We start from the raw sequence: 13488 nt of genomic DNA on the forward strand, positions 1-13488 counted from the left end.
CTCCAATCCGCAAATTAATTCTTTGTAGAATCGTAGGAGTAGTCATCTGCCACATTGCAGTTCGTCATTCATTTTTGTTGATACGCGCTTGAATTCCGCCAGTCGAAGCTCCAAATATCCGGCTGACTACACACTCTTCTCCATCCGAAATCCAGAATTGGCCCGGATCATCAAGTGTCGCAACAGCCGCATTCACACCGCACATGATGCGTTTGACGCCTGCATCAAGGTAGTTTTCTTAGCTATCGGTTACCGACAAAACCTGCATATCGAACCATTTTTTTGGACGTAAGGTCCATATACGCAGATTATTTCATATAGCCATATAGTAGAACATGCATTCGCCGCTCGGATATTTGCTGTAATCGCCGTTCCAACGGTTCGTTGCGCCGCCGATCGGCCGTCAGCCATGGTTAAAACTCAAGCTGGCGTTTCAGGGACGTATCCCAGTCTTGCTTGCCTGTTGCCGATTTCGGAATCAATCCGTCCTCAGGCTGCGATAATCCGTAAGCCGCGTCTGACTGAACCAAAAAATATGGCAGGTATAACAGTTTACCTGCATAGCTTTCTACAAAGTTCTTCTAGCAATGTCACCGCCTTTCTTGGAAATTGGACAAACTTCGACAGGTTATCTATTTATACGCAGGAAGATATTGTTTTCTGTCCGTCCAACTTCATATTTTTACATTTTATTACTCTTTCCCTCCCTACATAACAATCTTAAGAACGATATATGTCGAATTATGAGGTTATGAAATAACCTTAACATAAAGGTGCATTGAAATTTTTAACTCTAGTTTTAATTAACTAGAATTAATTCCCTAAATAACCATAGAAATTGGGTATTTATCCATGGATTGCGAGATTGGTGTAGAAGAATTACATTTTTATGGAACGAAGGGCATGGAGATAGGATGTAATGTGATGGCTCATACAGCTTTTATCATCTGAAAATAGAAAAGAATGGTTGAGCAAACTTGGAGCTTGCTCAACCATTCCTCATGGAAATTTAATACGCCGTCCAGTCGCCTACCGGCGGTGATCACGGCCCCGTTTATGGAACGGGAATCTTCAGACGCAACAGATTTTCGATATTTTCATCATTCTTCTTCAATCTATGAAGTAGCCCTTGTTGACCCACTCCAATCTCCCTATCGCACCTTGTCCTTTTGAATAAGCTCATAATAGATGCGTGAAGGCTCTGATTCTCCAGTGGATAAAATGTATTCTGCCAACGGGGCACACAGCTTTTGGAGGTAAAAGGAATATAGCAGCTCGGCCGTGTCAAAATGAATGTTCAACACCTGCTTCATCAGTCCTTCAAATTTGGAGTAATCCAATTCCTCCGGGGTAATGTCAAACGGGTACTCAGGAAAGGTTTTTCTCTGAATCTCAACAAATTGTTCTCTAAGTTTCGGATGATTGCCTGATCGGGCAGCCGAGAAATTCATCATAAAAAAAGATATAAAATCTGTCTCACGGTCACTTAACCCGTAATACTCACACCAACGCATGAACATCAGCGGTTTTACCATACATAAATCCCCTTTAACAAAAGCTCAGAATTATTATGAATTACACAAAATCTAACAGGTTCCAGCATATGTAATATATAGGTTAAGTCCAATTTTAAAATATGATTCCTTTAACGAATTTTGCTTTTTAACATATCCCCTTATTTCATCTCTCTCCCCCTTGGGCATGCAAAACAAAAAAGACCTGTTCAACATCTTAATGACGCTAACCGGGTCTTCCCAAAAATTCTCTATTCGTATTTATTCTTATCCTCTACATAGGTGACAGATCACAGGCTGCAAGTGAATACATAGGCAGGTGGGACGTTGTAGTGTACTTTTTTAATTTGGATGTCAGCAAAAAAGGTGCGAAAGAAATTGTGTTTGACCTTGCTATACTGGAACGTAATAAATTTGCCCTCCTGACCCAAAACCTCCGCTGTTTGTCCCAAAATACGGCTGGATAACGTGGCTGGCAAGCTGGTAAAAGGAAGCCCTGACACAACATAATCCACCTTTGAGACCCCATACTGGTGCATATACTGTGCTACATGCTCAGCCGATCCGTGAATAATGTGCACCTGCTCCAGGTGTCCGTACTTGCTTTGTAGTGTTTTGTAAAACGATTCATTGGCTTCAATCACTAGAAGTAGTGTTTCCGGGCGCTTGTTGGAAATCAACTCTTGCGTAAACACACCCGTACCTGCGCCGTATTCAATAATACACGAGGCTTTGTCGAAGGAAATCGGTGTGGTGATTTGCTTGGCCAGCTGTCTTGAACTGGGGATGACAGCGCCTACGCTGCGTGGATGCCTAATATACTCTCGAATAAAGTGAATTGCATTCATCTTGTCCTCTCCCTGCTTTACACTTAATAGGCATACGGTTCGTGAAATGATCATATTTCTTATTCATTGTATATGGATCAGAATAATCATTTCAAGCAGGCGACTACCTGAATAAAAAAAGAGCGCAGCGCCTTATTCGACTCTAATCCAATAAAGACTGCCCTCTTATGATAAACCTATTTTTCCACGGTGTCCAAGCCTGCACTCTTTGCCTTCGATGCCTGTCCAGCTTTACGTCGCCGTGCACCTATACGCATTGCAAGAATCCGGTAGATTGAGGGTGGCTGTATAGACACGGCCCAACTCGCGTCCTCATCCGGTGCAAGCACAACCCCTAGCTGGTGATGATCGCCATCGTACATGCCACGCTGTACAAACTTGATCTCACCTTGAAGGTTGCGCACCTCCAGTTTGCAAAAAGCAGAATTGATTCGCAGGGCCTGGTGCAGCTCGGCACGGCTATTTACAACGACACCGTTCACCCGGTAAATGTCCTCCCCTGGCAGAATGCCCATGGCCGTCGCCGGGCTGTCCGGCAGCACAGCAAGAACGCGCATTCCTTGCTCCGGATGAACAAACATCGGACTGAGACGGTTTTCCTCCAGGTTGCCATACCAGATCAGCGCTTCATGGGCGAGGAAGGAGAATAACGCTGCCAGCAGCATCAGCGGGCTCCACCACGCCGCCAGCAGACTTAGCAGAAGCAAAACCACGCTGTACAAGAGCAGGCGGTTCGACGTGAGCGCCGCCTTTTGACGTGGCAGGGAGCCCAGCGTCACGCTGCTGAAGCCCATCAGGACTGGTAAGGCAGCCAGCATATATCCGGCTCCGGCGTCGCCGCCGAATAAAGGTGTCCATGGAAGCGCAAAGCCTCCCTGAACGGGAACCAGCAGCAGCAATGGAATCGGCCAGAGATCTTCCATACGGTAGCCTCCAACCAGTCTTCCCCGTTTGCCCTCCACAAATAGTGGAGTGGCCGCCTTTCCTCCTTGCCAGCGAACCAGCAGCGCCTCAGCCACATGCAGCGCGGCGACCAGCACCAGCAATGCAGGAATATCCAATCCGCGGATAGCTGCTAACGATGCTCCGAGCGCCCCCTCAGGCTGCCAGCCATCTGCGACGTTCAATACAAATTGAGCTACACCCAGCAGACCTACCGAATAGGCCAGGCACAGGTAACGGACGCGTACCAGCATGAGCAGCAATGTGGTCACCCACAGACACACGATGGAAGCCGTGTTCAGATGTACGCTGATGAACATTCCCAGAGCGGATAGCACCATTCCGGCGATCAAGCCACTCCATACGACGCGCCAGGTTTGTCCTGTCCAGTTGTGCACTCTGGTATGAAAGAGCTTACGCTCCAGTAGCATTTGCCGACGATAGCCAAGCGCGACAATGAGTATTGAGATATAGTAAAACGGCTGCAAAAGCAGGTACAAGCAAGCATTCAGAACGCTCCATCCCCATTGTAATGCCCATTCCAAGTTCATTCACACTCCTTATGCCCCTGGCCCGCTGGTATAGCGGATCACGTACATTTCATATCCATTTATTCTATATGAAATTGCCAACGTAGGGAAGACAAACCGACAGACTGCCAATAAATCCCAATAATAAAGGAGGCTGTTTCCAGCCCCCCTTGTTGTAGCCTTCCTATATTTATTTCGCTGCGCCAGTCTTCATTTCCTTCCGAATCTCTTCAATCCCCTGCTTGAGTTGATTATCGTTTTTCGGATCACGAATCTTTTGAATCAGCTTGGCTTCCATCGCCGCTGCTGTCTTCGCATCAATGATACCGCTAGCTGTCAGCTTCGCCTGCTTTTGAAAAGCAATAACAGAGCTTTCGGTCGCTTTATCAAAATAGCCGTCTTCACGCCCCGGTTTGTAACCCAAGCCTTGCAGAATGATTTGCGCATTTTTTACATCGCTGCTATTCATGTTGTATTTCAAGGACTTTTCTTTGTTCAGTGGTGCCGCTGTGAAGTATTCAGGCTGCTCCACTGCGATATCCGGCTTAATCCCTTTTTTATGAATCCACGTACCGTTTGGCGTTAGCCATTTGGCAATCGTGATTTTGAGTAGGCTGCCGTCGCCCATTTGCTTGTCATAGCTGGTTTGTACGGTTCCTTTACCAAAGGAGTTTTCCCCGATCAACACTGCACCAGCCGATTGCTGGAGAGCACCTGCCAGAATTTCGGACGCGCTAGCGCTGCCTTTATTCATCAGCAAAGTCACCGGATAGTTTTTGCTTGAACCTTTGGATTTCTCTTCTTCACGCTTCTGGTTCTTGTCTTCCACCTGTACAATCGTTTTGCCCGCAGGAACAAATTGCTGGGCAATATCAATGACGACCGAAAGCACACCGCCAGGGTTATTACGCACGTCGATGACGAGTCCTTTAAGCCCCTTCTTTTCCAGCTTCGCCAGCTCCTCTTTGAAACGTTCTGCTGTATTCAACGAGAACTGGGTGATGGTAATAACTCCTACACCACCGCTTTCCATATGAGCTGTGACGGTTTCCATATCAATGTTGTCACGGGTAATCGTGTATTCGAGCGCATCAGGAGAGCCATTGCGCTGAATTTTGACCTTGGCCTGACTGCCCTTGGGTCCCCGAATTTTGGAAACGGCCTTGTTGAGATCCAATCCATCCAGTGTTTCACCATTAACAGACAAAATAATATCCTTAGCCCGTAGTCCCGCCTTCTCGGCCGGAGAACCTTTAATCGGCGTTACTACGACTACTTTCCCGTTTTCCGCTGCTACCTCGGCTCCGATCCCGGTAAAAGAGCCTTCAATAGATTGCTCAAACTGTTGCGCAGTTTCTTTGCCCATATAAGAGGAATACGGGTCGCCTAGCGACTCCATCATACCATTGATAGCGCCATCCACCAGCTTGGTACGATCCACATCCTGATAATATTGTCCCTGAATCAGGTCCATCGCTGTCTCAATTTTGCGGATATCACTTCTGGAGGCGGAACTGCTACCTGTCACACTTGCCAGCAGTCCCTCGCCCAGAGCGCTATTCCCCACTGTGGCCGTTCCAGTATAAGCAAAAGTGAGCAGACTGCCGCCAAGCAGGCCAATCACCATCAAGAGTACTGCTGTACTTTTTTTCAACATCTAATCGTCCACCGCCTTCTCTTTATCTTGTAGCCTATTCCTCAAACGTATATCCATTCACGCAGTATACGTCTAGCTTGTACGGAATATGATAATTGTATCCTACTCTGAGTCTCAATGCACATGTTCTTCATCGGGTATCAAGCTATGAAAGCAAAGCCCTATCTACAACCGTATTGGCTACAAATAGGGCTTGCCTTTTTCAACTATAAATAGTTCATCGGATTTACAGGTTTGTTATTCTCGCGCACCTCAAAATGACAGTGAGGTCCTGTTGAATTACCCGTCGAACCAACTTCCGCAATTTTTTGACCGCGTTTCACCGTCTGTCCCGTATGAACCACCGTACCACCATTGCGAATATGTCCGTATAGGGTCCATAGCCCGTCTCCGTGGTCAATCACAACCGTGTTTCCATAGCCACTCCACCATTCGGCCACAATGACAACACCGTCTTCTGCTGCATGAATATCGGTTCCCTGCGGAGCCGCCATATCAATGCCTGTGTGGCCTTTCAGCTTGCCTGTAATCGGATGTACCCGCATGCCAAAAGTGGATGAGAGTCGGTAATGAGATACAGGCAAAGCCAATGTACCTGTCCCACCCGTATATGTACTGGCTGCCGCATGGCTGGAATTCGAGCCGGTGCCTGAGGATGAAGAAGCATATCGCTTGGCTTCAGCAGCACGTGCAGCCGCTCTGGCACGTGCTGCTTTGGCAGCCTGCTCCGCTCTGAGCTTATTTTTCTCCTGCAACAGACCCACACGTTTGTTAGCGAGGGCTACCAGCATATCATTTTGCTCTTCACTGATTTCATCTGACTCAGCAATATCATGATCATAGCCGGCAATCAATCTTTGCTTCTCTTGCTCTTTGGAATTCAGCTCTGCTTTGGCGTCCTGCTTGATCGCATACAGCTTCTTCGCATTTTTATATTCCGTGTCGAGCTGCTTCTTCTTGCTTACGACCAGGGCCTTGTCCTTTTTATGCTCGTCCAACAGTATTTGATCCTGCTCCACGATCGTTTTTAAGGAATCTACCCGGCTGAGAAAGTCGCTAAAGCTGGTCGAAGACATAAGCACGTCCATATATGAGACGGTTCCATCCGTATACATCAGACGCACGCGAGTTTCCAGCATTTTTTCCCGTGACTGGATACGATCAATCGCTTCAGCTAAATCTTTTTTAGTCGCACGCAGATTATCTTCCGTTTGATCTATCTCAACTGCTACACGAGTCAGTTGGTCGCTGACACTATTAATCTGACCAAGTACAATTTTCAGGTTTTGCACGGTTTTATTTTTATAATGCTGGGCATACTGTTTATCTTGAGCAGCCTTTTCCTGCTGTTGCTTGGCAGATTTGGACTGCTTTTCCAATTGGTTCAACTGCGAATTGATTTCACTCATGCTTTTGGCATATCCGTCAGAAGGCTGAATCAGCAATGCGGCTACGAGGGTAGCGGCCAACACAGATCCTGTTTTCTTCAACTTGCAATCCCCATCCTTTATCGCAAAATCTTTATCGCAACATAACAGCGGGCTTCCCCGTTCTAATTGAGTTCGATACGACGTTCACCAAATGATTCTTTATACTTTCAAGAACTTGCGCATGGACAGGGTACTGCCAATAATGCCGACCAGCATCCCCAAAATAACCAGTAAAGCACTCAACTGAATCCAAATGCCCTCAAGCGGCATCAGCTTCAGCATATTCAATGCGATATCTCCCTGAACGGCCGTGAGCAGACGCTGATAGCCTGTAAATAAAATACCTACGGTAAGCAGGGAACCAATGAGACCAATAAGCGCGCCTTCGATAAAAAACGGCCATCGTATAAAAAAGTTGGTCGCACCGACCAGCTTCATAATGCTAATCTCTCTGCGTCGTGCCAATATCGTCACACGAATCGTATTCGAGATCAGGAACATGGACATAATCCCCAACCCGGCTACGAAAATAAAGCCAACATTACGGATCAGCTTGGTTATCGTAAAGAGCGTTTCTACGGTGCCTTTTCCATAACGAACCTTTAAAATCGGCTTCTCTGGATGCAACGTATTCAGCTTCTCAATCTTCTCGGCCACAAATGGAACCGTCGTCGGTTCAATAACCTCTACCACAATTTTGTCCGGCAGCGGATTGCTGTCCTTGTCAAAGCCCTCCAGCAAGTCTTTGCCGCTCTCTCCCAGATCTTTGCGCAGCTCTTCCAATCCTTGAGCTTTAGTCACAAAGCTGGTTTTACTGATTTCCGGCATGGCCGCGATTTCCTTTTGCAGCGTTTCACGCATGCTCTGATCCACATTCAGCTCCAGAAACACGTTAACCTCCACCTGACTATCTGCTTGATCAGCCAAGGAGTTGACGTTGAGCACCAGCATGATAAACACGCCCAATATAAGCAGTGATACAATAATTGAGGTGATGGATGCTACGGACATCCAGCCATTGCGGAATATGTTTTTGAAACCTTCCCGCATATGACGCAAGAAGGTATTAAAAGTCATATCCGTACTCCCCTCTGACCTGGTCTCTTACGATGTTGCCATTTTCGATGGCAATAACGCGTTTACGCATGGAGTTCACGATGTCCTTATTGTGTGTTGCCATCACAATCGTCGTCCCCCGGAAATTAATTTCGTCCAGCAATTGCATGATCTCCCACGATGTTTCGGGGTCCAGATTACCCGTCGGCTCATCGGCAATGATCACCGAGGGATTGTTCACGATGGCCCGTGCAATCGCTACGCGTTGCTGCTCCCCACCGGAAAGCTGGGCAGGCTCGCGATTCATTTTCTCTTTCAAACCAACCAATTCGAGCACTTCCGGCACTCGTTTGCGAATCAGCTTTTTGGGAGCCTCGATAACTTCCATAGCAAACGCTACATTCTCATAGGCCGTCAAACGCGGCAAAAGACGGAAATCCTGAAAAATGACTCCGATGTTACGACGAACATAGGGAATTTTACGCTGCTTGAGCTTCCCGATATTAAATCCATTAACCGAAATTTGCCCCTTGGTCGGTACTTCTTCTCTATAAATAAGCTTCATAAAAGTCGATTTACCCGCCCCGGACGGGCCGACTACGTATACGAATTCATTGCGGTCAATTCTGACCGACACTCCCTGAAGTGCGTGGGTCCCGTTAGTATAGGTCTTCCACACATCCTGCATTTCAATCACTCGATCACTTCCCGCTGCTTAATCATGTTACGTATAACCTAATAACCATTCGACATATTCCATGCATTTCCTTTAAAAATATCTGTATTTCATCATACCGTTTATCATTGTAACAAATTTGTTACCTAAATAGTACCGAAAGTTTTCCGCATTTGGCACATATACATGAATATGATGGCACACAAATGCGTTACCAAGCTTACGAGACAGGAGACAACTGCACTATGAAAAAAATTCATTTATCTGTCATTTGGATATGGTGTGGACTTTTGGCGCTGGCAATATTATGGGGAGGGCTTCACCTGTACGCCGACAGACAAACGCTGCCAAAAGGAGTAAGGGTCGGAGGAATCAGCATGGGAGCTATGGATAAAACAGCCGCTCTTCGCCTGCTGGACGAAAAACTGGATGCCTTGAAGCAACGCCCTCTGATCTTAACGGATAATGACAGCAGTGCGCAGGATATAAAATTTACCCTTGGAGAAGCAGGGATTACTTATAATGCAGCAGCATTTCGTAATGCCGTGAAGGCGCTCGGCTCGGAGCATCTGTGGACTCGTGTTCAGACACGCTTTACCTTTGAAAAGGAATGGTCTGTCACGCCTTCCCGACATGAGACAGTCTTAAAAGCCCAATTGGGGACCGATTGGGAGGAACAGCGCTACGGCATGCCGGTGAATGCCGTACGTCAGATCACCGCATACGATCAGGTTCACTATATTCCGGGGCGATCCGTCCGCCGCCTGGATTGGCCCAAATTAAACGTAGCACTGGATAAGGCGCTGCCCAAGGATTTAACCTCCTCCGGGGAACCAGTACGAGTGGAGCTGCCATTTCGTCAATTGGAACCGGATATTACGGTGGATAGCCTGCGGGACGAAGGTATCGAGCGTAAAATCGTCCAGTTTTCCACCAGCCTGGGCAGCAGCTCGGAAGGACGTGTGTATAACGTCAACTCGGCCGCCAGCACTATTGACGGTTTGATCCTCAAGCCAAGCGACACATTTGACTATGGTCAAATTATAGCCAAGGCTGAGCGCACTCAAGGCTTCCGTGAAGCTCCGGTGATCGTGAACGGACAGCTGGAGTCCGGCATTGGCGGTGGAATTTGCCAGGTCTCCAGCACCGTCTATAATGCGGCGCTGCGAGTCGGTTTGGACATTATTGAGCGGCGCAACCACTCCTTGCCGGTCAGCTATCTGCCCAAGGGGCAGGATGCCACTTTTGCTACAGGATCTATTAATTTTCGCTTTAAGAACAATACGGGCAAGCATTTGCTCCTGCGTGCCGCTGTTCAAAACCGCATGCTTACCGTAAAATTTTTTGGCACCTTCCCGTCCAATGTGTCCTATGAGCTGGAATCTCGCACGGTTCGTGTCCTTCCTATACCGGAAAAGAGAATCCGTAATGGCTCATTTTCCTCCGGCTTCTATCAGGTACTTCGGCAGGGGAGGGAAGGTTATGTAGTGGAAACATACCGAATCAAAAAGGTGGACGGCAAGACTGTGGAACGCATCCGGATCAGCCGCGATACATACCATGCGCAACAGCGCATTGTTGCTGTTCCTGACGAAAGTACATCGTCTGAACCACAAACACGTGAACCGCAAAAGCGTATCATTGAGGACGGCATAAGCGAATAAACGAAAGATCCCCCTTCAACGGCTGCCTGAATCGGTTCAGACAGAGTTAAAGGGGGATTTTAATTATAGATTGATTACTCGCTGCGTTTACCCAAAACAGAAACTTCTACAGGCGCACTTTCGTTGCCGTCTGCATCTTCAGCCTTGATCACCAGCTTGACCGTTGCTTTTTGAGCAATCACACTGATACTAAACGCACCATCATCCTTGGCTACCGCACTACCGATGGGCAGATCGTTGGAATAGGCAGTCACTGTGGAACCAGCTTTGGCTGTCCCTGTAATTGTACCTTCCCCGTCATACACATCATTGACTTTCAGTGTACCTGTGCTTGAAACCGCGTCAGTAGTTGTGTCTATAGTTGCGTCTGTATCTGCATTAGTATCGGTTGTTGTAGAGTCGTCCACAGTCGTGCTGCTGTTCGTCGCAGCATCTGTAGTTGTGGTTGTGCTTTCTGTGCTAGTACTTGTGCTGATATCTTCAGCTTCGCTGCCGGAAGTAGTAGACGTATTGCCATAAGTAGAATCCGTAACGTTACTGTACGTGGAATCTGTTACGGTTCCGCCAGGAGTCGTTGTCAGATTATCAACAGAACTCAGGTTGTAACCGGAGGCTGCATCCAGAATAGCAATCGCTTCTGCACGAGTCAGCGGCTTCAATGGCTGGAATTTGCCATCAGGATAGCCGTTAATGATTTTTTGCTCCGCAGCTGCCGCTACACTTTTCTTCGCCCAAGATCCAATCTTGTCGGAGTCGATGAATTTAGTGACATCTGCTGCGTTACCCGCAGTCAGTCCAATAGCTTTGCCCACGATAGCCGCGGCTTCCTGACGTGTCACTTTTCCATTCGGTTTGAGCTTGTTATCTGCATAGCCGCTTATGTAACCTGCATTCACGGCACTTGTCAGCTCATTGTATGCCCAGTGCGACCCTGGTACGTCTGTGAACGTTCTGCTTCCATTACCGTTTACTTTCACACTGTCCGCATACGTTACGTCCGTCACAGCCGGAGTATCCACTGTAAACGTACCCAAGCTGCGGTTCAGAAGAACAATAAATTCTGCGCGCGTAATCGCCGCATCCGGTTTCGCTGCACTATCCAAATGCCCTGTAGCTGACCAGCGTTGTACCTGATCTCCTGCCCAATGGCCGCTTGTTGTTTGAGGAGCTGCTGCCGCTGCGCTGAATGCGCTTAGAATAAGGCCCGTACTCAATACACCTGTAACTGTGTTTCTGAACTTCTTCCCCATATTATAAATTCCTCCTTTGGTTGGCTTCGTCATTCTTTTTTAAACACTTTACCAGAAATCAAACCCAAATAACCCCCAAATTGAAAAAATCGTCCCATATAACCACATCCCGCCTAATGTAGGATGAATAATGTTTAGGACTTAATACCTAGACATTTGCTAAAATATGTATTCAGGATGCATTAGCATGGCTACCCATCCAAGGGCACTAAACAGGTTAAAAAAATCCCCGCAGCTTCCTCATCACACTAAGATGAAGAGGAGATTGCGGGGATTTGTTGTACAATCAAGGAGCTGCCGTTGTCTCCGTTGATGCAGATATTTTAGCTTGTGACTTGGGTAATACTTTGTACAGGCGCCACTCACCGTTAAACTCACGCTCAAGCTGGACCCACGGCGCACCCTTTTCATATAAATTTGGATACACCATATTGATTTTACTCAGCGGCATGCCTGGCATGATTTTAGGTACAAGGATATAATCCACATGGCTATCTTGCGGATAGCTTAATGCTTTATTGAACGAGTAATCACTTGTGATCAGGAAGCGTTTGGGATACTGACTATACACGATCATCGTGTAGGCCGAGGCCGAATCGGTCATAATCGTCGACTTCGGCAGATGCTCATCCAGCCAGACGGCGATCTTGCGATCTGATACCTGTCTTACATAGTTCACATTACCCGTTCGGGTGAGGAAGCTGTTCTCATCCGGTGCAATATCCGGACGAGTCAACGCATAAGAGAGCAATCCGGCGGTTAACAGCAGACTGACGGATACCAGGCCAAAGGCCGCCCTCCGCCACCGTCCCTGGAGCTGGCTCAGCTCATACGGCAGCCAGGCCACGGTAATGGGGAACACATACATAAAATAACGGAACCACCCATACGAGGATTGTTTCATCATGAGTAAAAATTGCAACCCCGGCACGGACAGAAACAGCAGTAAAATAATCAGGGTTCCCCACCGGAACAAGCGCCCGCTCAATAAGCGAATGAGCAGAATAGCAAACAGCGGCACGGAATACCAGATTGTTTTGGAAGCAATAAACTTCAAGGCTACCAGCGGATTGGTGAACATCTCCACGAATTTATCATCATTCAGCAATTCTGCCGATTGCGCCGTGTTCGAATATTCCGAATTGAGGAAATAAAAAGCATTCCCCATAATGAGATAATTAAAGAAAATCCACAGCAGCCCGGAAAAGACCACGGGGAGCAGGAGCAGAAGCCAGGTCGCCTCGACCTTGTGCAGCTTTTCCCGCAAAGGCAGTTCACGTCTGTCCATATGCCGATGTAAAAACAGCACTGCTACGACCACGCCACACGCCATCGCTACGCCCAGGGGTACTGCCTCATAGCGAGTCCAAAACGCCATAGCTAACGCTAATCCGGATACAATCAGACTCGCCGTCATACGATCCTTGAGCCACAGCGCAAATTCAATCACCGTCATCATAATAAAATATATGTATAGTGAATCACTCAGCCCGTTGGCGCCGAACAGTAAAATAAATGGATTGAGCGCATACAGCAGAGCCAATACCAAGCTCATCCCTGAGCTAAGCCCGGTTCTGACACCAGCCCGATACAACAGCATAGCAGTTAAAGCAGCGAAGGTTGCACTAAGGATGACCGCGGCCAATCCATAGGATGCTAATGCCGGAAAAACCGGATACAGCACCAGAATCACCATTTCCAGAAGACTGGGCAGCGGATTCCAGATAAACCCGATTGCGCCCAGATGCGGGTCACGGCTGTACAGCACATAAAATGCGTTAGCTACGCGACTGAGCGCGTCCGTATGCATATATCCCAAAACATAGCTGAAATAAATGCCTGCGGACAGCTCTATCGCAAGTATTAATACAAACAGACCTATAGCCATCCATCTGCTTGCAGACCATTTGCGAAAGGACAT

Annotated in this window: 11 protein-coding genes; 1 reads left to right on the forward strand and 10 read right to left on the reverse strand. The window is 47.6% G+C overall.

Annotated features, from left to right (window positions below; all coding sequences use genetic code 11):
* Positions 1-64: 64 nt before the first annotated feature.
* The 8 genes from KQI_RS28920 to ftsE all read right to left on the reverse strand — a co-directional run bounded on the left by KQI_RS28920 (position 65) and on the right by ftsE (position 8674).
* On the reverse strand, positions 65-205 hold the full coding sequence (locus KQI_RS28920) for a hypothetical protein (protein WP_169314566.1): 141 nt from the start codon (positions 203-205) through the stop codon (positions 65-67).
* 946 nt (positions 206-1151) lie between these two features.
* A complete protein-coding gene (locus KQI_RS0124970; RefSeq protein WP_010349626.1) occupies positions 1152-1535 on the reverse strand; it encodes a hypothetical protein in 384 nt (127 codons plus the stop codon).
* Between the two features lie 269 nt (positions 1536-1804).
* Positions 1805-2362: a class I SAM-dependent methyltransferase gene (locus tag KQI_RS0124975; protein ID WP_010349627.1), complete on the reverse strand. Its 558-nt coding sequence runs from the start codon at positions 2360-2362 to the stop codon at positions 1805-1807.
* A 176-nt stretch (positions 2363-2538) separates the two neighbouring features.
* A complete protein-coding gene (locus KQI_RS0124980) occupies positions 2539-3855 on the reverse strand; it encodes a PDZ domain-containing protein (protein WP_029390335.1) in 1317 nt (438 codons plus the stop codon).
* A 169-nt stretch (positions 3856-4024) separates the two neighbouring features.
* A complete protein-coding gene (locus tag KQI_RS0124985; RefSeq protein WP_010349629.1) occupies positions 4025-5491 on the reverse strand; it encodes a S41 family peptidase in 1467 nt (488 codons plus the stop codon).
* A gap of 206 nt (positions 5492-5697) precedes the next feature.
* A complete protein-coding gene (locus tag KQI_RS0124990; protein WP_010349630.1) occupies positions 5698-6981 on the reverse strand; it encodes a murein hydrolase activator EnvC family protein in 1284 nt (427 codons plus the stop codon).
* Positions 6982-7080: 99 nt separating this feature from the next.
* A complete protein-coding gene (gene ftsX / locus KQI_RS0124995; RefSeq protein WP_010349631.1) occupies positions 7081-7998 on the reverse strand; it encodes a permease-like cell division protein FtsX in 918 nt (305 codons plus the stop codon).
* The gene (ftsE, locus tag KQI_RS0125000) at positions 7988-8674 is read right to left on the reverse strand and encodes a cell division ATP-binding protein FtsE (RefSeq protein WP_007432660.1); all 687 of its coding nucleotides are present in this window, start codon (positions 8672-8674) and stop codon (positions 7988-7990) included. The genes ftsX and ftsE overlap by 11 nt, the downstream gene beginning before the upstream one ends.
* A gap of 224 nt (positions 8675-8898) precedes the next feature.
* Between ftsE and KQI_RS0125005 the strand changes: the two genes are divergently transcribed.
* Positions 8899-10317: a VanW family protein gene (locus tag KQI_RS0125005; protein ID WP_010349632.1), complete on the forward strand. Its 1419-nt coding sequence runs from the start codon at positions 8899-8901 to the stop codon at positions 10315-10317.
* A 74-nt stretch (positions 10318-10391) separates the two neighbouring features.
* Here KQI_RS0125005 and KQI_RS0125010 read toward each other — a convergent pair whose 3' ends face one another.
* Together KQI_RS0125010 and KQI_RS0125015 are read right to left on the reverse strand one after the other, a co-directional pair.
* Positions 10392-11567 (reverse strand): S-layer homology domain-containing protein, encoded by a 1176-nt coding sequence (locus tag KQI_RS0125010; protein WP_010349633.1) that lies wholly within the window; start codon positions 11565-11567, stop codon positions 10392-10394.
* A gap of 286 nt (positions 11568-11853) precedes the next feature.
* Positions 11854-13488: a glycosyltransferase family 39 protein gene (locus KQI_RS0125015; RefSeq protein WP_010349634.1), complete on the reverse strand. Its 1635-nt coding sequence runs from the start codon at positions 13486-13488 to the stop codon at positions 11854-11856.

Source organism: Paenibacillus peoriae KCTC 3763, from assembly GCF_000236805.1.
Classification (GTDB): Bacteria; Bacillota; Bacilli; order Paenibacillales; family Paenibacillaceae; genus Paenibacillus; species Paenibacillus peoriae.

Coding starts and splice junctions, on each gene's coding strand:
- KQI_RS28920 (WP_169314566.1), bottom strand. CDS start 205: ATGTGCGGTGTGAATGCGGCTGTTGCGACACTTGATGATCCGGGCCAA.
- KQI_RS0124970 (WP_010349626.1), bottom strand. CDS start 1,535: ATGGTAAAACCGCTGATGTTCATGCGTTGGTGTGAGTATTACGGGTTA.
- KQI_RS0124975 (WP_010349627.1), bottom strand. CDS start 2,362: ATGAATGCAATTCACTTTATTCGAGAGTATATTAGGCATCCACGCAGC.
- KQI_RS0124980 (WP_029390335.1), bottom strand. CDS start 3,855: ATGAACTTGGAATGGGCATTACAATGGGGATGGAGCGTTCTGAATGCT.
- KQI_RS0124985 (WP_010349629.1), bottom strand. CDS start 5,491: ATGTTGAAAAAAAGTACAGCAGTACTCTTGATGGTGATTGGCCTGCTT.
- ftsX (WP_010349631.1), bottom strand. CDS start 7,998: ATGACTTTTAATACCTTCTTGCGTCATATGCGGGAAGGTTTCAAAAAC.
- KQI_RS0125005 (WP_010349632.1), top strand. CDS start 8,899: ATGAAAAAAATTCATTTATCTGTCATTTGGATATGGTGTGGACTTTTG.
- KQI_RS0125010 (WP_010349633.1), bottom strand. CDS start 11,567: ATGGGGAAGAAGTTCAGAAACACAGTTACAGGTGTATTGAGTACGGGC.
- KQI_RS0125015 (WP_010349634.1), bottom strand. CDS start 13,488: ATGTCCTTTCGCAAATGGTCTGCAAGCAGATGGATGGCTATAGGTCTG.